The 26,085-nt window shown below is 65.9% G+C and carries 18 protein-coding genes and 1 tRNA gene; 15 read left to right on the forward strand and 4 right to left on the reverse strand.

Going from position 1 to position 26,085, the window contains the following annotated elements; all coding sequences use genetic code 11:
• Positions 1–213: 213 nt before the first annotated feature.
• Entirely contained in the window at positions 214–780 is a 567-nt protein-coding gene (locus AC07NK_RS12230) for a hypothetical protein (protein ID WP_495170870.1), read from the reverse strand.
• Between the two features lie 162 nt (positions 781–942).
• On the opposite strand from AC07NK_RS12230, the gene AC07NK_RS12235 reads away from it, so the two are divergent.
• Positions 943–2,049, forward strand: a complete 1,107-nt coding sequence (locus AC07NK_RS12235) for a helix-turn-helix transcriptional regulator (protein WP_495170871.1) — start codon at positions 943–945, stop codon at positions 2,047–2,049.
• Positions 2,050–2,151: 102 nt separating this feature from the next.
• Here the strand turns inward: AC07NK_RS12235 and AC07NK_RS12240 are convergent, their stop codons facing one another.
• Positions 2,152–3,792: a DUF885 domain-containing protein gene (locus AC07NK_RS12240; protein WP_495170872.1), complete on the reverse strand. Its 1,641-nt coding sequence runs from the start codon at positions 3,790–3,792 to the stop codon at positions 2,152–2,154.
• 363 nt (positions 3,793–4,155) lie between these two features.
• On the opposite strand from AC07NK_RS12240, the gene AC07NK_RS12245 reads away from it, so the two are divergent.
• Positions 4,156–4,241 (forward strand) — tRNA-Leu (locus AC07NK_RS12245).
• Positions 4,242–4,765: 524 nt separating this feature from the next.
• Here the strand turns inward: AC07NK_RS12245 and AC07NK_RS12250 are convergent.
• Positions 4,766–6,010, reverse strand: coding sequence for a sugar MFS transporter (locus AC07NK_RS12250; RefSeq protein WP_495171010.1), 1,245 nt, complete (start codon positions 6,008–6,010; stop codon positions 4,766–4,768).
• A 193-nt stretch (positions 6,011–6,203) separates the two neighbouring features.
• On the reverse strand, positions 6,204–7,148 hold the full coding sequence (locus AC07NK_RS12255; protein ID WP_495170873.1) for a LysR substrate-binding domain-containing protein: 945 nt from the start codon (positions 7,146–7,148) through the stop codon (positions 6,204–6,206).
• Positions 7,149–7,262: 114 nt separating this feature from the next.
• Here AC07NK_RS12255 and AC07NK_RS12260 point away from each other — a divergent pair, with 114 nt between their 5' ends.
• From AC07NK_RS12260 to AC07NK_RS12320, 13 genes are all read left to right on the forward strand, one after another.
• A complete protein-coding gene (locus AC07NK_RS12260; protein WP_495170874.1) occupies positions 7,263–8,129 on the forward strand; it encodes a pirin family protein in 867 nt (288 codons plus the stop codon).
• A 108-nt stretch (positions 8,130–8,237) separates the two neighbouring features.
• Positions 8,238–8,879 (forward strand): hydrolase, encoded by a 642-nt coding sequence (locus tag AC07NK_RS12265; RefSeq protein WP_495170875.1) that lies wholly within the window; start codon positions 8,238–8,240, stop codon positions 8,877–8,879.
• A gap of 37 nt (positions 8,880–8,916) precedes the next feature.
• Positions 8,917–9,597, forward strand: a complete 681-nt coding sequence (locus tag AC07NK_RS12270; RefSeq protein ID WP_495170876.1) for a hydrolase — start codon at positions 8,917–8,919, stop codon at positions 9,595–9,597.
• A 128-nt stretch (positions 9,598–9,725) separates the two neighbouring features.
• On the forward strand, positions 9,726–10,259 hold the full coding sequence (locus AC07NK_RS12275; RefSeq protein ID WP_495170877.1) for an RNA polymerase sigma factor: 534 nt from the start codon (positions 9,726–9,728) through the stop codon (positions 10,257–10,259).
• A complete protein-coding gene (locus AC07NK_RS12280) occupies positions 10,256–11,356 on the forward strand; it encodes a FecR family protein (protein WP_495170878.1) in 1,101 nt (366 codons plus the stop codon). Before AC07NK_RS12275 ends, AC07NK_RS12280 begins: the two co-directional genes overlap by 4 nt.
• 64 nt (positions 11,357–11,420) lie before the next feature.
• Positions 11,421–14,324: a TonB-dependent receptor gene (locus tag AC07NK_RS12285; RefSeq protein ID WP_495170879.1), complete on the forward strand. Its 2,904-nt coding sequence runs from the start codon at positions 11,421–11,423 to the stop codon at positions 14,322–14,324.
• A 96-nt stretch (positions 14,325–14,420) separates the two neighbouring features.
• Positions 14,421–17,612, forward strand: a complete 3,192-nt coding sequence (locus AC07NK_RS12290) for a family 78 glycoside hydrolase catalytic domain (protein ID WP_495170880.1) — start codon at positions 14,421–14,423, stop codon at positions 17,610–17,612.
• On the forward strand, positions 17,609–19,069 hold the full coding sequence (locus AC07NK_RS12295; RefSeq protein WP_495170881.1) for a carboxylesterase/lipase family protein: 1,461 nt from the start codon (positions 17,609–17,611) through the stop codon (positions 19,067–19,069). Before AC07NK_RS12290 ends, AC07NK_RS12295 begins: the two co-directional genes overlap by 4 nt.
• Positions 19,066–19,956 carry an alpha/beta hydrolase gene (locus AC07NK_RS12300; protein WP_495170882.1) on the forward strand — a complete coding sequence of 297 codons (891 nt, stop codon included), beginning with the start codon at positions 19,066–19,068 and terminating at the stop codon, positions 19,954–19,956. Before AC07NK_RS12295 ends, AC07NK_RS12300 begins: the two co-directional genes overlap by 4 nt.
• Positions 19,953–21,566 carry a tannase/feruloyl esterase family alpha/beta hydrolase gene (locus AC07NK_RS12305; RefSeq protein WP_495170883.1) on the forward strand — a complete coding sequence of 538 codons (1,614 nt, stop codon included), beginning with the start codon at positions 19,953–19,955 and terminating at the stop codon, positions 21,564–21,566. Before AC07NK_RS12300 ends, AC07NK_RS12305 begins: the two co-directional genes overlap by 4 nt.
• Positions 21,563–23,227 carry an AMP-binding protein gene (locus AC07NK_RS12310; protein ID WP_495170884.1) on the forward strand — a complete coding sequence of 555 codons (1,665 nt, stop codon included), beginning with the start codon at positions 21,563–21,565 and terminating at the stop codon, positions 23,225–23,227. Before AC07NK_RS12305 ends, AC07NK_RS12310 begins: the two co-directional genes overlap by 4 nt.
• Positions 23,227–23,541, forward strand: coding sequence for a hypothetical protein (locus AC07NK_RS12315; RefSeq protein WP_495170885.1), 315 nt, complete (start codon positions 23,227–23,229; stop codon positions 23,539–23,541). Before AC07NK_RS12310 ends, AC07NK_RS12315 begins: the two co-directional genes overlap by 1 nt.
• Positions 23,538–26,063 carry a glycoside hydrolase family 3 C-terminal domain-containing protein gene (locus tag AC07NK_RS12320; protein WP_495170886.1) on the forward strand — a complete coding sequence of 842 codons (2,526 nt, stop codon included), beginning with the start codon at positions 23,538–23,540 and terminating at the stop codon, positions 26,061–26,063. The genes AC07NK_RS12315 and AC07NK_RS12320 overlap by 4 nt, the downstream gene beginning before the upstream one ends.
• Positions 26,064–26,085: the final 22 nt, after the last annotated feature.

The raw sequence follows: 26,085 nt of genomic DNA on the forward strand, positions 1-26,085 counted from the left end.
GGCAGGCACGCAAACAGACGCCAAAAGGGCCGAGCAACTTCCTCTCCCGAAGAAAAGAAAAGCTCAGCCTCTCAAGCGTCTATGATCCCCGGCGGCCAATTCGTTCGATGCGCTGCGCGACGGCACATCATTTCCCGACCGGTCGGAGAGCTGGCGATATAGGAACGAGGGCAGGCGCTGTCAAACGCCCGCCTCTATTTCCGTGCGCGATCTTCAGCAGGGGCCCGGCCGGGACAGTACGGCATTGGCCGTCTCTGGCGGGCAGGTGCCGCCAAGGATGGCCGCGCGCAGACGCGCCACTTCGGCATCCCATGCCTGCCGAACGCGGATCTTCGCGAGCAGATCGTCGTCGGCGGCGGTCAGCGATGCGGTCAGGCCGATGACGACGAGCAGGGCCGCCGCGGCGGCGACGGTCAATCCGATCGCGATGCCGGTGAGCACGATTCCGGCCGGGATGCCGAAGATCGTGGCGGTGGCTGCCGCAGCCGCGGCGTAGGTGACGACGGCGGCGATAGTGAGTGCAATTTGCACCGCTGTGGCGGCGATCACCTGCGCGCGCAGGTCACTGGCGATGAGATGCGCTGCGTCCTGATCCCGCTTGGCATTACACGCCATCTGCCGGGCTTGGTCCCAGAGCCTGCTTGCGTCCTCGCAGCCGTCTGGCTTGGAGCCGTCGGGGCCATCTTGAGTAGGCGGAAGCCGTGTCCGTCCGAACTCTCGGCCAAGTATCGCTGCGCCAACGATTGCCACAAGGCCAGCTAGAATAAAGATCACGATCATAGGGTCTCCTGTTGTTCGCCCCGTCCGGCGCGGTCAGACGCGCTTGCATAGCCGGCGCTGCGCTGGCATTTCTTCCCCCGGTAGGGGGAAGGATTGACCGTAAGCGTCGCGGCGCCCTCACATTTCGATCGACTTCGGTGCCGAACTGGCGAGGAGGCTTCGGTGCGTAATCAGGCCGCGTTTGCCCATCTGTCGCAACTGGCCCGACTTGGCCTGCCCAGCCGCACCGTCATTCCTGAGATGCTGAAGACCCTGGCCGAACTGGTCCCGAGCCATTTTTGCATGTTCGTGTGGGTCGACAGGCAGGGCAGGCCGGTCGATTTCCACTTGCCGTGGATCATCCCCGCCGCACTCGAAGTGAACGCCGCGCTCCTCGCCTGTGAGGACATGGAGGTGCCAAGCTTCACTAGCCTCGTGCGCCGTGGTGGTCCTGCGGGCCTTGCGGCCGAGACCACGCGGATGCCCGCGTTTCGCAACTCGCTCTTCTACAATGAATGTTGCCGACCCTATGGGATCGGGCATGGGTTCGACGTCTTTGTGCGAGAAGGGGAGGAGGTGCGCGGGGTCGTGCTCGCGACGCGTGAGCCCGGCGGGTGCGACTATTCGCGCAGGGAGGTTGCAGCGCTGATCGCAGCGGTGCCGGCCTTTGCCCATGCGCTTGCCGCCGACAATCTCGAATCGCCCACCGACTATGCGGACAGCAGCGATCGCGCGGTCCTCACCCTGGATGGCGATGGCCGTCTGATCGAGGCGAGCAAGGGTTACGAGACGATGTTACGCGCGCTGCTGGGCGTGCGGTTCGACCAGAAATTCCGGCGGGCGATGCTAGAGGGATCGACGTCGGATTTCTTCGCGCCAATGCTCCGGCGTGTTGCACGCGAGCCCGCGGTTGCGCGAACAACGCCGTATGGCCGCTTGGTCGTGCGGCTCTATCCGGCCGAACTGCCTGTCGGACCGGTCAACGATGCGCGGCAGGTCGAGTCTCAGACTTACTATGCCCTGATCGAGCGACAGGTCCCACTCGCGTTGAAGGTGCTGATGCGGCTGGGTGCGCTCGACCTCTCTCCGCGTGAGCGCGAGGTCGCGCGGCATCTGGTGATGGCGCGCGGGCCGGGCGAGATTATGCGCGATCTGGGGATCGGCGCACACACGCTCCACGACTATCGCCGCCGCATCTATCGCCGGGTCGGCGTGGCTTCGCGCGAGGAGCTTGAACGGCGAGTCCTCGGCAGAGCCCAGGTTCGCCGTTCAGGCGACGAAGGCGAGTAGGTCGTCGAGCCAGTTGCGGCACGGGGGCCCGCGGGCAAGAACCACCTGCATTGCCCGGGTTCGATTCCAGGTGCGACGCGTCAGGCGTGTCGCGCCTCGCCCTCACTTCTTTCCGGCGATCCAGGCCTCCACATTCTTGCGCAGCAGTGCCAGCGGCACGATGCCATCGCTCAGCACCACGGCATTGAATTCTTTGATGTCGAAGCGCTTGCCCAGCGCTTTCTGTGCCTGGTCGCGCAGCGCCAATATTTCCAGACCGCCGGAATCATAGGCCGTCAACTGCCCCGGCAGGATTGCGATGCGATCGATCATGCCGCGCGCCACGTCCGGCGGAAACCGCCCGGTCTCGGTTAGATAGGCGACGAGCCGGTTGCGATCCCATTTGCCGATATGCAGGCCCGGATCGGCGACCATTCCGCGGGCTGGCCATGCCCGGCGGGAAATCTTCATCTGCGGGGTGTCGAGGAGGCCGATCTCCTCAGACATGCGCTCGGCATAGCGTGCCCAGCCTTCCGCATAGGCTGAATTCATGCCAATTTTCGAAAGCGCGCTGTTAGGCTGTGCTGCTGCATAGGCAAATTGCAAGTGGTGGCCTGGATAGCCTTCATGCACCGCGGTAATCGCCATATCGGCCCGGCGTGCATCCTCGATCTTACCGACCTGCAGCATATAGAGCGCAGGCTTGGCAGGATCCGCCGCGGGCATGTAGAAGGAGCTGGCGCCCGATGCCTCCATGGCGTCGGTCATTGGCCGTACTTCCAGCGGCTGTTGCGGTACCTTGTCGATCAGCGCCGACACCGCCGTGCGGGCCCGAGCCACGACGTCGCGATTATAGGCGACAACCTCTTCCTTTGACGCGAAACGTTCCGCAGGATCTGCTTTCACCCGCGCGACAATCGTCGAGAAATCGTCGGTGCCATAGAGTTTCTTGCCGATGGTGCGGACGTCGGCGACATTGGCGGCGACGGTTCGCTCGCCGAGCGCTGCGACATCCTCGCCGGACCGGTCGAGCGTCGTGTAGGAGCGCAGCATCGCATTGTAGCAGGCCCGGCCGTCCGGCAAATCGAGCACCGACAGGCCTTCGCGAGCGGCGGGGATATAGGTGTCGCGCAAGAAGTCACGATAGGAACGAACGGCCGGTGTGATTCGGTCGCGCACCAGCGCCGCGAATGCCGTTTTGAACGCCGCATCCTCGACGGTCCGGGCGGGTGCGTAGAACGGCGATGCCTCGGGGGTTCCGGCAATCAGTCCCTCGACCTGCGCGAGTACGCGCACCGCGACCGAGCGCGGCACGACATAGCCCTCCGCGATACCCCGTTTCAGATTGGCGATATCGGCGGCGATATAATCTGGCACGCTACCCCAGCGGGCAAGCGCATCGGCACGATCCTTGGCGGTTGCGACAGGCTGGCGTTCAATCAGTGTGGGGTAACTGCTCGGCCATCCCTCCATGTGCGAAACCGTCCAGAGCTCGCTCCGGCAGATACGCAAGCCTCGCTCGGCCTCCAGCATCTCGCGCGCGATCGCATGATCCCGGACCGCCCCCCGGTCGGTCAGCGTCTTCGGGTCGAGCGCGTCGAGCCGGGCGAGCAGGGCATCGACCTCTGCATTGTGGCGGGTAATCGCCGCCGGGCTGATGTCGTTCAGGATGTCGTTCCGCCCGCCATCGATATCGACATAGAGTGGAAGGAAGGGATTGGCGGCCAGCCGGTTCGCGACGATATCGCCTGCGATCCTGGCCATGCTATCGGCTGGTGCTTGCGCGATCACCGGAACCGATATCGCCACACTTGTCAGTACGCTTGCCCGCACGATCGTTGGCCAGCAACGCATACTGCACCCTCCCTCGATTATTATCCTCTAGCAATCGCCGGATAACAGAGGCGAAGGCAGCTGGCGAGACTGAACCAGCCCATTCGGATAATGCGGTCCTGATTAGGACATGCGGCATTTCATGAAAGAAATGCCAGTGCGGATCGATACCTGGCCGTGTGAAAGGATTCCCGCGCACCCGATTGAAAAGAACCGCGCTGTGGTGGCTGGCAATATCGTTTTCAGCGACCTATAGCGGCCCGCGCGATTGGCCGGAGGCGATCTGTCCAATATGCGGGTGTGGCGGAATGGTAGACGCAGCGGACTCAAAATCCGCCGATGGCAACATCATGTCGGTTCGAGTCCGACCACCCGTACCATTTGAGGCGCAGGCGCCTTCTTGCTCGCGGACTGACTGTCTCGCCGTGCTCTTTGGTTTACTCCATCCTGGGTTGCGCCGGGTGGGCGTCCAACGAGTCAGTTCGACGACCGGATGGACCCTGCGGCGTCCAAGCTGACATCTGATCTTTAGCGGGATACCCGAATTGCCGATGTTGGCACCGGATTCCGTGCATATCTAAATGGTCGAGGCCGGCTGCTATGATGGTATGCTTCCACGCGCCCACAAGAGATCATTAGCTTCTTCGCCGGGCGGCTTCGACATTCTGCCGTTCTCGCTGGTGGCCAAATCACGCGTCTCTCGGAGAACATCTGCAAGCACGGGATTCTTGATGAACCGAGTGCGTTACCCTGCGGGATATTCGACTGAGCAACTCGGGAGCACTCGAGCCACGGCAGGTTAGTCAAACTCAAAATCGACCGCCGAGGACGTGCTGGTTCGAGTCCGGCCGTGGCGGCACGCAAAGAAAAAGGGCCGGCGGTCACCCGCCGGCCTTTTTGCGTTTCAGCCCGCGACGGGGCCGTCATAGGGGCGTCGGGCATAGTAGCCGAACCCCGCGATGACCGCGTAACACAGCGCGGGCAGGATCAGCGCGAAGCCGAGGCTGCCGGTCGCATCGGCCAGAGCGCCGGTCGCCAGCGGCACTACAGCGCCGCCGAAGATCGCGATGTTGATGATCCCCGACCCGTCCGCCGCGCGACCGCCCAGCTTTTCGCTCGCGAGGCTGAAGATCGTCGGGAACATGATCGAGTTCATCAGGCCAATCGCCAGCAGGCTGTAGCCCGCAACATTGCCTGTGGTGTTGGTTGAAATCAGGATCAGCGCGACCGCACCGATCGCGACGAATGCGAGCAGCTTGCCCGGGCTGATCACGCGCATCAAGCCCGATCCGATGAAACGGCCGACCATCGCGCCGCCCCAGTAGAAGCCGATCAGCTTGCCTGCCGCCTGCTCCTGAAGCCCCATCACGCCGGGCTGCATCAGGTAGTTGACGATCAGTGATCCGATCGAGACCTCGGCGCCGACATAGAGGAAGATGCACAGCGCACCGAAACCGAAGCGCTTACGGCCGAGCAGGTCGAGCCCCGCGAGGCCCTCGCTCGCCTGATGGCGTTCGCCCTTCAAGCGATTGCGGAACAGCCAGACAACACCGGCAACCACCGCCAGCGCGGCGGCAATGCCGAGATAGCCGTGCATGATCGCTTCGCTTTCGGCCACTCGATAGGCTTCGAGTGCAGGTCCGGAAAGCTCGGCAGCAGTGACCGTGGCGAGACTTCCGAGGATCAGGATCGATCCCACAATCGGGAAGATTGTGGTGCCCAGCGAGTTGAACGCCTGAGCAAAGGTCAGGCGGCTATGCGCGGTTTCGGGCTTGCCGAGCAGCGAGATCAACGGGTTGGCGACGACCTGGACGATGACGACGCCGCTAGCCAGCACGAACAGTGCGAACAGGAACAGGCCATAGGTCGCGTTCTGCGACGCTGGGATGAACAGCAGGCAGCCGACCATCATCGTCAGAAGACCGGCGACCGCGCCGCGCATATAGCCGAGCTTCTTGACCAGCTTTGCGCCGGGGATGCCGATCACCAGATAGGCAGTGAAGAAACAGAACTGCACCAGCATCGCCTGGGTGTAGTTCAGCGTGAACAACTCTTTCAGCTTCGGGATGATCACGTCATTGAGCGAGGTGATGCCGCCGAAGATGAAGAACAAGGCGAAGACGAAGACCTGAAGGTCCGGGGCGTTGATGCCCTGTGCCGTCCCGTCGCCGGATGCCGGGTCGGTCGAATTTAGCTGTGTGACGGGTGCGGCCAACGCCCCTCTCCCTGATAACGTTGTCAGTTAATCGACACATACCGCGTGTGAGGGGAAAGGCGAGATCAAAATGCCGAAGGGGGGATGATAGCGGTAAAATGGAGCCGGATATTCCGGTGTGGACAGCCTATTCGAGAAGCGTGGCGGGAGCATCGGTGCCCGATTCCGGGATACGCTTGCGCTGCGCGGTGCATTCGTCCGCCAAGAAATCGAGTAGTGCACGGATCGAGGGAAGGAGGCCGCGTCGCGAGGGAAAGACCGCGTGGACGATCTCGTTTGCCGGGCGCCATTCGGGCAGGACCGTCACAAGTCGGCCTTGCTGAAGGTCGTCCCAGATCGCCAGTGTCGGAAGGCGTACGGCTCCGGCGCCAGCAATCGCGGCGGCTCGCAGCGCGGCCATGTCGTCGGTCACAAGTCGTGGCCGATGGCGCACTTCAGCGACGCTGCCGTCCGCATGGGTCAGGCGCCAGCGATGCTCGCCCCCGGGCGGGCCGAAGTCGAGGCTCGGCAACTCGGCGAGATCGGCCGGTCGGGCAATGCTGCGGGTTCGCAGCAGCTCCGGTGCGGCGACGATCCGGATCGTCCGCTCGTCGAAGCGGCGCATCACCAGCTCGCTTTCGGTGAGCGGCGGCGGACGGACACGGATGGCGAGGTCGAACCCTTCGCCGATCACGTCCACGCGGCGGTTGGTGCTTTCGACATGCAACTCGATTTCGGGGTGGAGCGCCATGAAGCGGCCGAACAGCTCGCCGAACTGGAAGGCGATCAGGCCCGTCGGGCAGCTCAGCCGAATGATGCCACGCGGTCCGGCGCGTGACTGGTCGATGACCATCTGCGCGGCCTCCGCCTCGACCAGCATGGCGACGCAGTGGCGGTAATATTCACGGCCGACCTCGGTGACGGAGAAGCGGCGGGTCGAGCGCTGGATCAGCCGTACCCCCAGCCGCTCTTCGAGCAGGCCGATGCGGCGGCTGAGCTTCGATTTCTGGATGCCCAGCGCACGTGCCGCGGCGGCGAAGCCGCCGTGATCGACCGCCTGGACGAAGAAATAGAGGTCGTTCAGGTCCTGCATTGTCCTATTTGTAGAACGCTGAGTCCATTTTCGCAATCTTCCGGCCGAATTGGTGCGTGATTATTGTGTTCTCCAACAGCTGCCTTCCCTGACGGAAGGCGTGGGAGAAGTATCATGAAGACGATCCTCGGCACCTACAGCAACCCGAACCAGCATTGGGTCGGCGACGGCTTTCCGGTCCGTTCGCTGTTTTCGTATAACAGCCTTGGCGGGCAGGTAAGCCCGTTCCTGCTGCTCGATTATGCCGGACCGTACAACTTCGCGCCGACCACCGACCGGCGCGGTGTCGGCCAGCATCCGCATCGCGGGTTCGAGACGGTCACGATCGTCTATGACGGCGAGGTCGAGCACAAGGATTCGGGCGGCAATGGCGGCATCATCGGTCCCGGCGACGTCCAGTGGATGACCGCCGCGGGCGGGATCCTGCATGAGGAATATCACTCCCCGGCGTTCGGCAAGACCGGTGGTCCGTTCCGCATGGTTCAGCTTTGGGTAAATCTGCCCGCGAAGGACAAGATGGTGCCCGGCGGCTACCAGGGTATCACCGCGGCGGACATCCCGACAGTTGAGCTTCCCGACGGCGCCGGCCTCGCCCGGGTGATCGCGGGCGAATTGCTCGGCGCGAAAGGCCCTGCACGGACCTTCACCCCGATCAACGTCTGGGACCTGCGGCTCAATCGCGATGCCGATCTGACGCTCGACCTGCCCGAAGGACACACGGCGATGCTGGTGGTGCTCGGCGGCCATGTCACCGTCAACGGCAGCGAGGGCGTGCGCGAGGCGGAGATGCTGTTGCTGAGCCGTGACGGCGATGCGGTTCGTATTCACGCCGATGGCGATGCGACGATCCTCGTCCTGACCGGCGAGCCGATCGACGAGCCGATCGCGGGCTACGGCCCGTTCGTGATGAACACCGAAACGGAGATCCGTCAGGCGATCGACGACTTCAACAGCGGCAGGTTTGCAAACGCCGCGGCCTGACCGCGGCCCGGCTCCCTTTCCCCCGGGGAGCCGGGCCTTCTTCCCAGACGGCATAGCGTCCGGCCGTCACTGGGCTCGAAATCGGGACGTAACTTGAAAGGAAATGCCATGGCCAGCGAAGCAATCCGCGATCCGCTGAAAGATCATCTGCTCACCCCGCAGAATTCGGCCTTCATCATCATCGACTATCAACCCGTTCAGGTGAATTCGATCGCCTCGATGGACCGGCAGCTGCTGGTGAACAACATCGTCGGCACCGCCAGGGCGGCGGTGGGGTTTGGGTTACCGATCGTGCACTCCACTGTGAACGTAGAGACCGGGCTCAACCATCCGCCAATCCCCCAGATTCGCAAGGTTCTGGCCGGTTATCCGACCTATGACCGCACCACGATCAACAGCTGGGAAGACGTCGAATTCCGCAAGGCGGTCGAGGCGACCGGCCGCAAGAAACTGATCATGACCGCGCTGTGGACCGAGGCGTGCCTGACCTTCCCCGCACTCGATGCGCTGGCGGCAGGGTATGAGGTCTATGTCCCGGTCGACGCCGTCGGCGGCACCTCGCTCGCCGCGCATGACGCCGCACTGCGCCGCATCGAACAGGCCGGCGGCAAGATGATCTCGGTCCCGCAGCTCTTCTGCGAGCTGCAGCGTGACTGGAACCGCAGCGAGACCGTTCCTGCCTTCATGAACCTGTTCATCGAGACGGGCGGCACCGCCGGCATCCAGTTCTCGTACGACAAGGCCGACTGACCTCCACCTCCAAAGCCCCCCAAAAGGAAGAACTCCCATGTCCACCCCCGCCAACTTCGACGGCGCCCGACCCGTGATCGACCCCGATGACGCCGTGCTGCTGCTGATCGATCACCAGAGCGGTCTGTTCCAGACCGTTGCCGACATGCCGATGCCCGTGCTGCGCAACCATGCGACTGCGCTCGCCCGCATGGCGACGCTCACCAACATCCCGGTCATCACCACCGCGTCGGTACCGCAGGGTCCCAACGGCCCGCTGATCCCCGAAATCCACGAGAATGCGCCGCACGCAAATTATGTCGCGCGAAAGGGCGAGATCAACGCCTGGGACAATCCCGACTTTGTCGCTGCCGTGAAGGCGACCGGGCGCAAGACGCTGATCATCGCGGGTACGATCACCAGCGTCTGCATGGCTTTCCCTGCAATCAGCGCGGTGCAGGACGGCTACAAGGTGTTCGCGGTTGTCGATGCGTCGGGCACCTATTCGAAGATGGCGCAGGAGATCACGCTGGCGCGCGTCGTTCAGGCGGGCGTGGTGCCGATCGACACCGCAGCGGTGGCTTCGGAGCTGCAGCGCACCTGGCATCGCGACGACGCCGCAGAATGGGCACAGGTCTATACGAAGATCTTCCCGCCCTATCAGCTGCTGATCGAGAGCTATGGCAAGGCGCAGCAAGTCGCGACCGAGCATGAAATGCTCGACTCCGAGCGCAGCTAAGCCAGCGGGAGAATCGTTGCGGAATGGCCCCTGTGCGAGGTGGCCATTCCGCATACGGATGCGTCTTGCTGCAACCCGGATTGCCATGCGCATCGAAACGCCGCAGCCTCGCGCGTGAGGCGAGACGGATGACTGACGCAAAACCAAAACCATTTCCCGACCGGGGCGAAGTCTCGCTCCAGACGCTCGATGCGCGCTTCCGCGCATCGCTCAGCCGTTACTTCTCGCGCCGCATCCGGGACCGCGGCGAGATCGAGGATCTGATCCAGGAAGTGTTCCTGCGGCTCGCCAAGCGCGGTACCCTCGATGATATCGACAAGGTCGGTGGTTACGTCTTCGAAACCGCCAGCAGCGTGCTGACCGACCGGCTCCGGCGGCGGCGCAGCCGGTTCGAGGCAGATCACGAAAGCTTCGACGGACAGCAGCACGGTGATGTGGATTTTTCGCCCGAGCGCGTCCTATTGGGCAAGGAGGCGCTTGTACGCGCCACCGCGGTGCTCCTCGAACTGCCCGAACGGACGCGAATGGTCTTCGTGATGCGACGCCTCGAAGGGATGCGGTATCTCGACATCGCCGCGCGGCTGGGCATTTCGGTCAGCGCGGTCGAAAAGCACATGACGCGCGCGATGGCGCACCTTGTCAGCCGGATGGGCGACCAATGATCTCGCTGGCGCGCACCAACCCGACGCTGGGGATGACCCCGGACGAAGCCGCGATCTATTGGGTGCTGCAGCGCGACAGCCGCGATCTGACCGCGGCCGAGCAGGCGAACTTCGATGCGTGGCTGGCGGCGAGCGAGGCGCATGCCCGCGCCTTCCAGAAGGCCAACGGCGTCTGGGACGTCTTCGACGATGCCGATGCCGACCCGCATCTGACCGCGCTGCGCCAGGCGGCGCTCGCCACCAAGCCGGCACGGCGCTGGATCCCCGCGGTCGGGGCCGGCCTTGCTGCCAGCCTTGCGGCGGCTGCGCTGCTGCTTCCGGGGCAGCTCGGACTGACCGGTGATCCGGCGCGCGCACCCGCCAGCGAAGTCGCGTCGACAGCGGGCGCTCAGCCCGCAGGGATGCGCTTCTCGACCGCGAAGGGCGAACGGCGCGTCGTTCGACTGCCCGACGGAACGCGCGTGACGCTCAACACCGATACTGCCGTCGCACTGGCCTATACCCCGGGCAGCCGGCTCGTGCGGCTGACGCGCGGTCAGGCACTGTTCGAGGTCGCCAAGGATGCCAGCAGGCCGTTCACGGTCGAGGCGGCGGGGCGGCGCGTGACCGCGCTGGGCACCGTGTTCGAGGTTCGCCTCGATCCCGGCCGCATGAAGGTCGTGCTGGTCGAAGGGCGCGTGGTGGTCGATCGTGCCTCGGCGGCTTCGGAGCCGCTCGATCCCGCGCCGACATTGCTCAAGCCGGGACAGGCGCTGGTGGCGGAACTCGGCGTGCCGCAACGCGTCGCGTCGGTGGATGTCGGCAGCGAACTGATGTGGCGCGAAGGCTATGTGTCGCTCGAAGATGCGCCGCTCGCCACCGCGGCGGCAGAGATGAGCCGCTATACCGCAACTTCGATTCGCGTGCTCGATGACGAAACCGGGCGTCTGCGGATCAGCGGCGTGTTCCGTACCGGCGATGCGGACCGCTTCACGGGGCTGGTGCGCGAGCTGCTGCCGGTGCGGGTCGAACGGCTTGCGGATGGCAGCATGGTGATCGCGCGGGCATCGCCGACAACGCCGGACAAAAAAACTTCCGAAACCGATGTGGAAAACTGAATAGCGCACGTCCTCCCCATTTGAAGACTGGTGGAAACCAGCTGGAAAATGGGAGGGGAACTACATGCGCCGTCGTCAATCCGCACTTCACCTGCTGGCCTTTGTCAGCCTTGCACCGCTCGCCGTGGCGATCGCGCCGGCAACAGCACAGGCCGCCGCGCGCGCGCCGGTCCAGCTTGAAGCGCAAAGCCTGTCGTCGGCGCTGACCCAGCTGGGTCGCCAGACCCGGACCGAGATCATCTTCAATCCCGCGCTGGTGCGCGGCAAGCACGCGGCTGCGCTCAGGGGCAATTATTCGGTGGCGGAGGCGATTGACCGCCTGATCGCAGGTCATGGTCTGCGCGCACGCGCTGCTTCGGGCGGCGCGTTCGTGGTGGAAGCGGCGGCGGCAGCGCGGCCGCAGCAAATCTCGGCCGTCGCGCCCGAGGTAGAACAGGAAGGGCCGGCCGAGGCGCTTGAGGGCAGCGAAGTCGTCGTCACCGGCACGCTGCTGCGCGGCGTTGCGCCGACCGGCACCAATGTGGTGAGCGTGAAGCGTGAAGAGATCGTCGCCAGCGGCGCGGCCTCGGCGAACGATCTGCTCGCTTCGATCCCACAGGTCGGCAACTTCAACTATGTGCCGAGCGGCAGCGGCGACATGTCGATCCCGATCGTGCGGCCCAATATCCGCAATCTCGGCGCTTCGGGCGGCACCACCACGCTGGTGCTGATGAACGGCAAGCGCATGGTCGGTGCGGGCGTGCTGCAGACGTCGGTCGATCCGTCGATCGTTCCGCCCGATCTGATCGATCGGGTCGAGGTCGTGCCAGACGGCGGTTCGGCGATCTATGGCTCGGACGCGATCGGCGGCGTGATCAACTTCATCACCCGCAAGCGTTTCGACGGGATCGGCGCCAATGTGCGCTATGGCTTCGCCGACGATTATCAGACGATCGACGGCAACCTGACCGTGGGCAAGGACTGGGGCAGTGGTTCGATCTTCGCCTCGTACAGCTATGCCTGGCACGACAATATCCTGGGCATCGACCGCGATTATGTGCGCGCCGATCACACCGCGCGCGGCGGGCAGGATTTTCGCGCGACGACCTGTTCGCCGGGAAACTTCACGGTGGGCGGTATCAGCTTTGCCGCGCCCGGCCTTGCACCCAATACGGTCAACAAGTGCGATACGACCGACTATGCCGATATCTATCCGCGTGAGCAGCGACACTCGGTCTTTGCCGGCCTGACCCAGGCGCTGAGCGACAGTGTCGATTTTCAGGCGACCGCCTATTGGTCGCGTCGCGATACCACGCGGCTCAACGCGACGCCGGGCTTCACCGGCACCATGGTCTTCACCAACCCCTATTTCCGCCCGATCGGTTTGTCGCCCGTGCAGAGCGTCGCGATCTCTTTCGCCGACGTGTTCGGCAAGAGCATGGAGAGCCGGGCGCGCTTCGACAGCTGGGGCGTTTCGCCCAGCCTTTCGATCGATCTGAGCGATCGGTGGCAACTGCGCGCCGAAGCGAATTATGGCAGCAGCTATTCGCTGATCCGCGAGCCGACGATCAACGCGGCCGCCGCGACGGCCGCGCTGGCCGGCACCACGCTCGCCACCGCGCTCAACCCCTATAATCCTGGCGCCAGCAGTCCTGCGGTGCTCGCCGCGATCCGCGATTTCGAGAATTACGGTCAGGCCGATCAGGAGATGTTCCAGACGCGCGCGATCCTTGACGGAAAGGTCGCGACGATCGGCGGCGGCGATATCCGGCTCGCGGTCGGCGCGGAATATTTCTTCGAGAAGCTCGATTCGATCGCTTCGTTCGATCGCCGCAACGTCTTCACCAACGCGATGGCGTCGGTGACCAGCCGCAATGTGAAGTCGGTGTTCGCCGAAGCGCTGATCCCGCTGGTGGGGCCGGGAAACGGCATGCCGGGCCTTCGCGCCCTTCAGATCTCGGGTTCGATCCGGCATGACGGGTATGATGATGTCGGCGGCACGACCAATCCGAAGGTCGGCGTCAACTACAAGCCGTTCGACGATCTGCTGATCCGCGGCAATTACGGCACTTCGTTCCACGCGCCGAGCCTGGCGGACACGACCAGCCTCGCCGATGCGCGCGCACAGATCCTGCTGTTCAGCCCGTTTCGTGCGCCGGGCAGTTCGCCGTTCGATATTCTGCGGCCGACGATCATCCTTGCGGGCGGGAATGCCAATCTGAAGCCTGAGAAGGCAACAACCTGGTCGGTTGGCTTCGACTGGACGCCCAAGGCGGTTCAGGGCCTCGTGGTGAGCGCGACCTATTACAACGTCCGCTTCACCGATGCGATCTCGGTGCCGCCGTTCCTGTCGCCGGTCTTGTTCACCGATCCGGGCTATAAGAGCTTCTACACCACCAATCCGACGCTGGCGCAGGTGAAGGCGCTGGTCGGCAGCAGGCCGCTCAACGGCGCGCCGACCCTCGACAGCCTCTATTTCGGCACGTCGCCCTATGTGATCATAGACGCGCGCCGCACCAATCTGGGCGCCATCCATACCGACGGGATCGACTTCAACCTAGCTTATCTGCGCCAGACCGGGTTCGGATCGGTCAACGCGAGCATCGCCGGCACCTATACGCTCAACCGCAAGACTCAGGCGGTTCAGGGCGCAGGATTCGACGACAACCTCAAGAACGGCACCGGGCGTCTCGCGTTCACGGCGGCGCTGGGTGCGAAGGTCGGCGACTTTGCAGCGCGTGCCTCGCTCAACCATCGCGGTGGCTATCCGATGCTGGGCGTCGCGCCGCAGACGCGGGTGAGCAGCTTCAACACCGTCGATCTGTTCTTCGCCTATGATCTGGGCGGTGCGCTCAAGAACTCGATGCTGACCATCAACGTCGACAATGTGTTCGATCAGGACCCGCCGTACCTCAACAGCTCGACCGGCTACACCAACGGTTTCTCGCTGGGCCGGCTGGTCTCGTTCGGCGTCCGAACGAAATTCTAGAGGCCACTCGGCGTGTTGCGTACACTCCCCCTTCCCGGAAGCGGCCTCCGCATCGGCCGCTTCCGGGTTTTTACCGGGGCGCTTCTGCTGGCCGCATTGGCGCCGGCACAAGCGGCGGGTCCGGTGGGCGAGCCGGATGCGCTACGCGTCGAATATGCGTCGGGGCCGATCGGTCTCGACGAACCGGCACCGCGGCTCGCCTGGCGTTCACCGGTTGAGCGCCAGACAGCATATCGCATCCAGGTCGCGCAGTCGCCTGAAGCGCTGGAAAGGGGCGAGCTGGTCTGGGACAGCGGCAAGGTTACGTCTGCGGACAGTGTCCAGATCGCCTATGCCGGGCCGCCGCTCGCGTCGCGCGGGCGCTATTGGTGGCGCGTGCAGGCATGGGATTCCGAGGGGCGCGCGAGCGGATGGAGCGCGCCGGGCTCGTGGGAGATGGGCCTGCTCGTGCCCGCCGACTGGCAGGCGAAATGGATCGCGGGGCGCACGCCCGATGCGCATGACTGGCGCGATCTGACGCTCGATGTCGATCTCACGCTAACCGGCAAAGCGGTTGATATCCTGTTCCGCGCATTGCCGAGCGGGAAGACCTATGGCGATGCCTATGTCTGGACGCTGAGCGACGGCACCGGGGGCGCCGCGCTGACCGCGAGCGTGCGCCGTTATCCCGGCGGATCGAGTTCGACGGTGAAAACCGACGTGCTCAAGCGCATCCCGCTCGCCGCGCCGCTCAGGGACAGGCGCAGCCGCCTGACGATCCGCGCCGAAGGGGCGCGCATCGTTACCCAGCTCGACGGCAAGACGGTCGACACGCTGGAGGATATGACCCACGCGCACGGCACGATCGGCTTTGCCGCGGCCGAGCCACAGGCTGCGATGATCCATTCAGTCGCGGTGACGGGCACGGGCAGCCCCGCGTTTCGCACCGATTTCGCGCGCAACGACAACCCGTTCACCGGCGGCTCGGTCGAGAAGGGCGGGTTGGCCATTCCTGCGGGTGTGCCCCGGGTCGCCTTCGTCCTGCCGATCGAAGCGCCCGCGCCGCTGGTGCGCCGCAGCTTCGCCGTTGCGCGCAAGCCGGTCGTGCGCGCGCGCCTCTATTTTGCCGGGGCCGGGATGCCGCGGGTGCTGCTCAATGGCGCGCAGGTCGGATCGCCGCTTGGCACGGGCTTCACTGCCTATGACAAGCGCCTGCTGAGCTACACCTATGACGTGACCGCGCAGCTTCGTGCGGGTGAGAATGTGCTGGGCGCCGAACTCGGCCGTGGCTGGTACGCGCTCACCGACCCCGACGAATGGTATTTCCACGCGGCGCCCTGGCGTGCCGCGCCCGCGATCAGGGCGCAGCTCGAGATCGACTATGCCGACGGCACCCGCCAGACGATCGCGACGGGGGAGGGCTGGCAGACCGCCGACGGTCCGACGCGCAGCGACTCCGTCCATCGTGGCGAACGCTATGACGCCCGGCTGCTGCCTTCGGGCTGGGACCGTCCCGGTTTCCGCGCGAAATGGCAGGCCGCGACGGTCGTCGCCGGACCCGCGGGCAAGCTCGCCGCCGCCAATGCCGAGCCGATCGAGGCGGTCGAGACGATCGACGCGGTATCGGTCAAGGAAGCCGCCCCCGGTGTCTGGGTGCATGACTTCGGACGGATCGTCGCGGGCCGCCCTGTGCTCGAGGTTAGCGGATCGCGCGGCGCGACCGTCTCGATGATGGCGGGCGAGAAGCTGGCAGCGGATGGCCGTGTCGCCCCGGTCTCGGGTCTGATCCACGCCCAGCTCCAGACCGATCGCTACACGTTGGCGGGGAAGGGCGTCGAACGCTGGGAGCCAAGCTTCGGCTATCGCGGCTTCCGTTATGTCGAGGTGCGCGGCGTGCCCGGCGCGACGCTCAAGGCGCGCATCGTCCATTCCGCCGTCGCCCGTACCGGCAGCTTCGCCAGCGCCAACCCGCTGCTCGGCAAGATCGACGCGGCGGCGACGGGCACGATCCTCAACAACCTCCACGGTTTCGTCACCGACACCCCGGCGTTCGAGAAGAATGGCTGGACCGGCGACGCGCAGGCCTCGGCGGGCGCGGCGGCGCGCAGCCTCGATGTCGCGCGGGTGTGGACCAAATGGCTCGCCGACTTCCGCGATGCGCAGGCACCGAACGGGGAAATTCCCGAGATCGTCCCGGCGACGCCTTACTATGGCTACGAGAATACGCCGGGCTGGAGCATCATCTGGGGCCCGACCACGCCCTGGGATGCCGCCGCGCTGATCCTGCCGTGGGAGCTTTACACCACCTATGGCGACACGCGCATCCTGGCGCAGAACCATGACATGCAGCGACGGCTGGTCGACTATACCGCCACCTTCATCAAGGCGCCTGACTATCGCCGCGCCGCGGGTCTCAGCGAATGGATGCCGCCGGGCCCGCTCGATTTCCTCAACGCGCGCGGCGGCGGGGTCGATGCGGTGACGACGGCCTATTTCTTCCACGAGGCCGACCTGCTCGCGCGATCGTCGGCGGTGATTGGCAAGGCCGAGGATGCGGCGCGCTACCGCCAGCTCGCCGAGGCGATCCGCACCGCGTACAACGCGCGCTACTGGGACGATACCAAGGGCTGGTATCGCACCGTCGATGCCAAGGGTGTCGCCGGGCCGGCGGCGCAGATCCAGAACGTGCTCCCGCTCGCTTTCGGGATGACTCCGACAGGCCGTGAGCAGGGCGTCGCCGACGCCATCGCGCGCGATGTCGACAAGCAGGGCTTGCGCACGGGCGTCTATGGTACCCGCCACCTGCTCGAGATGCTGAGCGATTACGGCCATGCCGATCTCGCCTATCGCGTCGCGACCCGCACCGACGAGCCGAGCTGGGGTTGGTGGATCGCCAACGGCCATTCGACGATGTTCGAGAGCTGGAGCCTCGAAAGCCGCTCGCGCGACCATCATTATTTCGCATCGATCGCCGACTGGATGCGCCAGCGGCTCGCAGGGCTTCGCCCCGGTGCGCCGGGCTACAAGACGGTGCTGGTCAAGCCCGCGATCCCATCGGGTCTCGCCTCCGCCGAGGCGGTGATGGAGACGGTCCATGGCCGCGCCGCATCGCGCTGGAAGGTGGAGGGCGGTCGCCTGACGCTCACCGCCGAAGTCCCCGCCAATAGCAGCGGCGAAGTCTGGGTGCCTGAGCGCTTCGGCGCCATCGCCGTGCCACAGGGCGCCGACCTGCTGCGCCGGGAGGGTGGCTTCACGGTCTACCGCACCGGCCCCGGCATTTTCGAATTCCGCACGGGAGGCGGCGCATGACCCGGTTATTCATCTTCGCTCTACTCGCCGCGACGCCCGCCGCCGCTCAACAGGTGACCATCGACAGCGGCGCGCTGACCGGCGCGACCGCGGACGGGGTCGCGTCGTTCAAGGGCATTCCCTATGCCGCGCCGCCGGTGGGCGAGGGGCGCTGGGCGGCCCCCACACCGGTAGCGCGCTGGGCTGCCCCGCGCGACGCCACCCGCTTCGGCGCCGACTGCGTGCAGAACGCGGTGCCGGGCGATGTCAGCCTCGGTGCGCCGATGGCCGAGGATTGCCTGTTCCTCAACGTCTGGACACCCAAGCCCGCCACGGGCGTCAAGCTTCCGGTGATGATGTGGATCCATGGCGGCGGCTTCGTCGCCGGATCGGGCGCGCTTGCGCCGACCGACGGCGCCCAGCTTGCCAAGCACGATGTGGTCGTCGTCACCTTCAACTACCGGCTCGGTCGTTTCGGCTTCTTCGCGCATCCGGCGCTGGGGCAGGGCGCGAACTGGGGCCTGATGGACCAGATCGCCGCGCTCGCCTGGGTCAAGCGCAACATCGCGGCATTCGGCGGCGATCCGAGCAACGTCACGCTCTTCGGTGAAAGTGCGGGCGGCGAGTCCGTCGCGCGGCTGATGGCCTCGCCCGCCGCGACCGGCGTGTTCGCCAAGGCCATCGCCGCGTCGGGCGGCGGGCGCGATCGCTGGCCGACGCTCGCCGAGGCGCAGATCAAGGGCGGTGCCTTCGCCGCCAAGAACACCGCCGCTGACCTTGCCGCGCTCCGCGCGCTCCCGGCCGACACGGTGCGCGGCGGCATCACCATCCTCAACAAGGAGGAGGGTTTCTATTCCGGGCCGGTCACCGACGGGACGATCGTCCCCGGCCATGCCGATGCGGTTTTCGCTGCCGGCAAGCAGGCGCGCATCCCGTTCATCGCGGGCAGCAATGACGACGAGCTCGGCTTCGTGCCCGCGCCGTTCCTGCCGATGGTCAACGGCCCGCTGCTCAAGCAGCTCGGTTCGGGGGCGGATGCGGTGAAGGCCGCGTACGGCTCGGAAGAAAAAGCGGCTCGCCATCTCGCCAGCGACGCGATCTTCGTCGAGCCGGCGCTCGCGCTCGCCAGCCGTCATGCGAAGGCCGGATCGCCGACCTGGCTCTACCGCTTCGGCTATGTCACGGAAGCCAAGCGCGAGGCCGGCAAGGGCGCCGCGCACGCCAGCGACGTGCCGTTCCAGTTCGGCAACCTTCCTGCAGATGCCACCGCAGCCGATCGCGCAGCGGCGGCGCAGCTCATGACCTATTGGACGAGTTTTGCTCGCACCGGCGATCCCAACGGCAAGGGTGCTCCGGCGTGGTCGCGGTTCGATCCCGTCAAACCCGCGCTACTTGCAATCGGCATTGACCAGACCGCGATGGCACCCGCCGCGACCCCGCCGATCGCCGCCATCGCCAAGGTAAGAGACTCGCAATGAAGAAGATCACGCTGCGCATTCTGGCTGGATTTGCCGCGCTCGCCGTGCTCGTCACCGTCGCGCTGATGCCGGTCGCGGCACCCGCTTCCGCGCAGGAAGTGGTGCGGCTGTGGCCGAACCAGACCGCCGCATCGCCCGGTGACCGGGAAAAGCGCGCGCCGTTCGGCATCGTCGTCACCAACGTCCAGGATGCGACGCTGACCGTCTATCGGCCGGACCCGAAGAAAGCGAACGGCACCGCGGTGATCGTCGCACCCGGCGGCGCCTTCCATTTGCTGTCGATCGAGAATGAGGGCGAGGCGGTCGCGCAATGGCTCAACGAGCGCGGCGTTACCGCCTTCGTGCTGCGCTATCGCCTGCTCAAGACGGGCGGCGACCTGCCGTTCGCGATGCTGCGCTACATGACCAACCTGCCCGAACTGTCCAAGGCGGTCGAACCGCTGCGCCCGCTGGCGACGGCGGACGGCGAGCAGGCGGTGCGTTACGTCCGCGCCAACGCCGCGCGCTATGGCGTCAAACCGAACCGGGTCGGTCTGATGGGCTTCTCGGCGGGCGGCGCGGTCACGGTGTGGACGATGCTGGCCAACAAGCCGGATGCGCGCCCGGACTTCGCCGCCGCCATCTATCCCGGCCTGCTGCCCGATCCGATCGTCGCACCCAAAAAGGCACCGCCGCTGTTTGTCGCGGTGGCCGATGATGACAAGATCTCGCGCGGCGACAGTGCGCGACTCGACGCGGCGTGGCGTGCCGCCGGTGCCCGGTCGCAGTTCGAAAGTTTCGCCAGCGGCGGCCACGGCTTCGGCATGAAGCGTCAGGACAAGCCGAGCGACGTGTGGACCGATCGCATGCAGGCATGGATGAATTCCCTGGGAGTGCTCAAGAAATGAAGGCGATCCGCTTCGCAACCTTGAGCGCGCTCGCGCTCGTCATGGGATCGGCAACCGCGCAGACGCCAACGCGCGCGCAGACGCCGACGCTGGTCCCGCCGCCGGGGCCTGCTGTTGCCAGCTGCGCCGCGCTGACCGGCCGCGTACTGGCCAATGGCAAGATCGAGGCCGCGACCCCGCTGACGATCGGGGGCCCGGTCGATACCGGCCCGGGCATGCCGGGCTTGCCCGCCGCCGCAGCCTTCTGCCGCGTGCAGGCGGTGATGACCCCGGTTCCAGGCTCCTCGATCAAGGTCGAGGTGTGGCTGCCCGAGCGAATGGCGTGGAACGGCAAGCTGATGGGCGCGGGCAATGGTGGCTTCGGCGCCAATCTCGGCATCCCGGCGCTGTTGATGCGCGGCGCGGTGGCGCGGGGCTATGCCTCGGTCGGCAGCGACATGGGGCATTTCGGCAAGAGCGACGTCGATGGCAGCTGGGCGCTGAACGCGCCCGAGAAGATCAAGGACTATGGCTGGCGTGCCAACCATGTCGCCGCGCAGACTGCGAAACAGGTGATCGCAGCCTATTATCTGGAGCCGCTGTCCGCGAGCTATTTCCATGGCTGTTCGGACGGCGGGCGTCAGGCACTGATGGAGGCGCAGCGCTTCCCCGACGATTATGACGCGATCATCGCGGGCGCGCCCGCTATCCCGTGGACGCGCATGGCCAGCGCCTTCGCCAGCAATGCGCAGGTGCTGCGCCAGCCCGGCGCCACGCTTGGTCTGGCCCAGCTCAAGCTGCTGCAGACCGCGTCGCTCGCCAAGTGCGACAAGCTCGACGGCGTCGCCGATGGCGTGATCGAAAATCCGCGCGTGTGCCGCTTCGACCCGGCAGAACTTCAGTGCAAGCCCGGCGCGACCGGCGAATGCCTGACCCCGGCGCAAGTCGCGGCCGCACGCCACCTCTATCAGGGGTCGAAAGGGCCTGACGGCAAACCCTTCTACCCGGGCTTCGCGCCGGGGGCAGAGGGCGAGCCGGGCACTTGGGGGATGTGGCTGACCGCTGCGGACTCGCAGCACGCCAAATTCTCGGGCGAGTTCTTCCGCTACTTCGTCCACAGCAACCCGGACTGGACGGCCTCGCGCTTCAACCTTGCCAGCGATTATGCGCTGGCCAGGGCGAAGCTCGGCAAGGAACTCGACATCGAGAGCGCCGATCTCAAGGCGTTCTTCCGTCGCGGCGGCAAGCTGCTGATGTATCATGGCTGGCAGGACGCGGCGATCCCGCCGGAGAACACGATCGGCTTTGTCGGTCGCGTACTCGCCGCCGATCCGCAGGCCCGTGACCGCATCCGTTTGTTCATGGCGCCGGGCATGTCGCACTGCCTCGCCGGTCCCGGTCCGAACGTGTTCGACGCGCTCGGCACGCTCGACAGCTGGCATAAGGGCGGCCCTGCGCCCGAGCGGATCGTCGCGACCAAGTTCGACAACGACATGTTCGGCTATCTCGGCTTCCCCGCCAAGGCGCAGCGCACGCGCCCGCTCTGCGCCTGGCCCAAGGTCGCACGCTGGGACGGCAAGGGTTCGACCGACGATGCCGCGAGCTTCACCTGCGAGGTCCCGGGCAAATGAGCTTCGTCACGCCCGGCCTCAGCCATGTGCGCGGCACCGATACGCCGCCGCTGATCGAGCATACGATCGGCGAGGCGCTGGTGCGCGCGACGGCGATATGGGGCGAGCGCGACGCGCTCGTCTCGGTCGCGCAGGGCATCCGCTGGAGCTTCGCCGAACTGCTCGCGCGGACCGATGCGCTCGCGTCCGGGTTGCTGGCGCTGGGTCTGAAGCCCGGCGAGCGGATCGGCATCTGGTCGCCCAATTGCGCCGAATGGACGTTGACCCAGTTTGCGGCAGCGCGCGCGGGGCTGATCCTGGTGACGATCAACCCGGCCTATCGCCTGTCCGAGGTCGAATATACGGTCAACAAGGTGGGGCTGAGCGCGCTGGTCGCGGCTGAGAGCTTCAAGACCAGTGCCTATGCCGAGATGATCGAGGCGCTGGGACCGGAACGGCTGCCGACGCTGCGTGACCGCATCCTGATCGGCGAGAGCGAACGGACGGGCTGGCTGTCCTTCGCCGATGTCGCGGCGCATCCGGCCAGCGCTCTGCCGGACGATCTCGATCCTCGCGATCCGATCAATATCCAGTTCACCAGCGGCACCACCGGTCTGCCCAAGGGCGCGACGCTCAGCCACCGCAACATCCTCAACAACGGCTATTTCGTTGGTCGCGGCATGGGACTCAGCGCGGAGGACCGCATCTGCATCCCGGTGCCGCTCTATCATTGCTTCGGCATGGTGATGGGCAATCTTGCCAGCCTGAGCCACGGCGCGGCGATGGTCTATCCGTCGCCCGGCTTCGATCCCGAGGCGGCGTTGCGCGCGGTCGCGGCGGAGCGCTGCACCGCGCTCTACGGCGTGCCGACGATGTTCATCGCGATGCTCGCGCATCCGGTGTTCGACAGCCTTGACCTGACTTCGCTGCGCACCGGCTGCATGGCCGGCGCGATCTGTCCCGAGCCGCTGATGCGTGAGGTGATCGACCGGCTGCATATGCGCGACGTCACCATCGGCTACGGCATGACCGAAACCAGTCCGGTGAGCTTCCAGACCGCGCTCGACGATCCGATCCATCGGCGCACCGGATCGATCGGCCGGGTGCAGCCGCATCTCGAAAGCAAGCTGGTCGATCCCGAGGGCAATATCGTCCCCGTGGGCCAGCCGGGCGAGCTGTGCACGCGCGGCTATTCGGTGATGCACGGCTATTGGGACGAGCAGGAGCGCACCGCGGAATCGATCGATGCTGACGGCTGGATGCACAGCGGTGACCTCGCGGTGGTCGATGATGAAGGCTATGCCAACATCGTCGGACGCCTGAAGGACATGGTCATCCGCGGCGGCGAGAACATCTATCCGCGCGAGATTGAGGGCTTCCTCTACAGCCATCCCGCGATCGAGGACGTCGCCGTGGTCGGCGTGCCCGACGAGCGCATGGGCGAGGAACTGTGCGCTTGGGTGCGGCTGCGCGCGGGGGCGGAGGCCGACGCCGAAAGCATCCGCGACTTCTGCCGCGGCCAGATCGCGCACTTCAAGGTGCCCCGCTACATCCGTGTGGTCGCTGAATTCCCGACCACCGTGACCGGCAAGGTCCAGAAATTCCTGATCCGGGAGGCGATGATCGCCGAGCTCGGCAGCCAATCCGGCGTGCAAATCGCCGAAACCAAGGAGAACCAGTGATGAAATTGCACCTCATGCTAGGGGCGGCTTTGCTCGTCCCCGCCGTCGCCGTGGCTCAAACCGCACCGGCTGCGCCCGCTGCTGATGCCGCCAAGCCGGCGGCCAAGTTCAACCTCGACACGCCGATCGGTGAGCTGCTCGCGAACGACGCGGCCAAGGCCGTGCTCGACAAGGAACTGCCGGGCCTGACCCAGCTGCCCCAGCTCGAGATGATCAAGGGCCTCGGCCTCAAGCAGCTCCAGCCCTATTCGGACGGCAAGCTCACCGACGAGCTGCTCGCCAAGACCGAAGCCAGCCTGGCTGCGATCAAATGAGATTGGGTGCGGCAATTGCACTGACCCTCGCCACGACGGCGCCGGCCGGATCGCAGGAGGCCGCACCGGTCTATCGCGATGCGAAGGCATCGCTGGAGGCGCGGGTCGCGGACCTGATGGCACGGCTGACGCTTGACGAGAAGATTCTGCTGCTCGCGGGTGAATCTTCGATGGCGCTCAACCCGATCCCGCGCCTTGGCATCCCGGCGGTGAAGATGACCGACGGGCCGACCGGCGTGCGCTCGCCCGACGGCAAGCCGGCGACGGTCTTTCCCGTCGGCGTCGCACTGGCGGCGAGCTGGAATCCCGATCTCGCCGCCGTGGTCGGCGCGGCGGTGGCGCGCGAGACCAAGGCGCATGGCGCCGACGTCCTGCTCGCGCCCACCGTCAACATCGTCCGCACCCCACGCTGGGGCCGCAATTTCGAGACCTATTCGGAGGACCCCTGGCTCAGCGGGCGCATGGGCCTTGGCTATGTGCGCGGCGTGCAGGGCGAAGGGGTTGGCGTCTCGCTCAAGCATTTCGCGGTGAACAATCAGGAGAGTTACCGCTTCGTCGTCGATTCGATCGTCGATCAGCGCACGCTGCGCGAAATCTATCTCCCCGCGTTCGAGATGGTGGTGCGTGAGGCCGATCCCTGGTCGGTGATGGCATCGTACAACAAGATCAACGGGACTTTCGCCGCCGAGAATCGCTGGCTGCTGACCGACCTGCTCAAGAAAGAATGGGGCTATCAGGGCTTCGTCGTGTCCGACTGGGGCGCGACGCACGCGACCGCCGACGCGGTCAATGCCGGCATGGACCTCGAGATGCCGGGGCCACCCAAGCATTTCGGCGACAAGCTCAAGGCCGCGGTTGCCGAGGGCAAGGTCAGCACCGCGCAGATCGACGACAATGCCCGGCGCATGGTCCGGCTGATCGTACGCAGCGGCGTGATCGAGCGCGGCGCATCGCGTGAGGCGTCGGCGACTCCGCTGCGTCAGGCCGCAATCGCGCGCAAGGCGGCCGAAGAGGCGATGGTCCTGCTCAAGAATAATGGCGTGCTGCCGTTCGACCGCTCGATCAAATCGCTCGCGGTGATCGGCCCCAATGCCGATGTCGTACGGATGCAGGGCGGCGGCAGCTCGAACGTCGTACCGTTCGAGACCCAGACCCCGCTCGATGCGCTGCGGGCGGCGCTGCCGGGGGTGCGGATTACCTATGAAAAGGGCGTCGATAATGAGGAGACGCCGCCCGCCGCCGACGCCAGGCTGTTCAGCCCGGACGGCAAGCGCGGCGAGACCGGGCTGACGGGCAGCTATTTCATGACCGGGGATGCGAGCGGCACGCCGGTCAAGACCGAGCGTGTCACGCGCTTCGTGCGCTGGATCAGCGGCAATGTCGCGGGCCCCAAGGCGACCGGCTATGCCGCGATTCGTTGGGACGGGATGTTCTGGCCGCGCGCGAGCGGGGTGCACGAGTTCAGCGTGCGCGGCACCGGTACGCCGCGGGTGACGCTCGACGGCAAGGTCATTCTGGAGAAGGCGAGCAAGGTCATTCCCGACAATCGCGACGTACTCGGCTTCCCGGTGCCGCGCCGGACGGTGCAGGTGACGCTGGAAGCGGGGCGCGGCTATCCGATCCGGATCGACTACGCGAATGGCGGGACGCCCTACGAGAATCTGAGCTTCGGGGTGCGCGAGCCGCAGCCCTCGTTCGATGCGGCGGTTGCCGCAGCGAAGGGCGCGGATGCGGCGATCGTGATGATCGGCTCGTCCTCGACGACCGAGGGCGAGGGCTATGACCGCGCCAATATCGACCTGCCCGGCGAGCAGAACCGGCTGGTCGAGGCGATCGCCGCGGCCAATCCGAAGACCGCGGTGGTGGTCAATTCGGGTGCGGCGATGACGATGCCCTGGCACGAAAAGGCGCCCGCGATCGTCAGCATGTGGCTTCCCGGAGAGGGCGGTGCGGCGGCGCTGGCCGATGTGCTGACCGGCAAGGTCAATCCGTCGGGCAAGCTGCCGGTAACCTTCCCGGCGCGGAGCGAGGACGACACCGCCGACCTCAAGACGTCGAAGAGCGCTTATTCGGAGGGGCTGCTGGTCGGCTATCGCGGCTATCGGGCGCGGGGTGTGACGCCGCTGTTCCCGTTCGGCCATGGGCTGTCCTACACCAGCTTCGCCTATTCGCCGCTCACGGTTCCGGCCAGCGTATCGGACGCGAAGCCGGTGAGGGTGAAGCTCACGCTGCGCAACACCGGCAAACGCGCGGGGCAGGAGGTCGTGCAGCTCTATATCGAACCCGTCGAACCGGTGGCGGGTGAGCCGACGCGCGCGTTGCGGGCGTTCCAGAAGGTCGCGATCCCAGCGGGCGGCAAGCGCGAGGTGACGCTGACGCTCGATCCGCGCGCTTTCTCTTTCTACGACGTCAAGGCGAGCGGCTGGCGCGTCCGGCCGGGCGCCTATCGTGTGCTGGCGGGGGCGTCGTCGGAGGATATCCGGCAAGTCGGCACGGTTCGCGTGGACGCGACAGGCTCCTAGAATCAGGCCGGCCAGTTCGGGG

It is taken from the genome of Sphingomonas sp. GW821-FHT09B04, assembly GCF_059418285.1.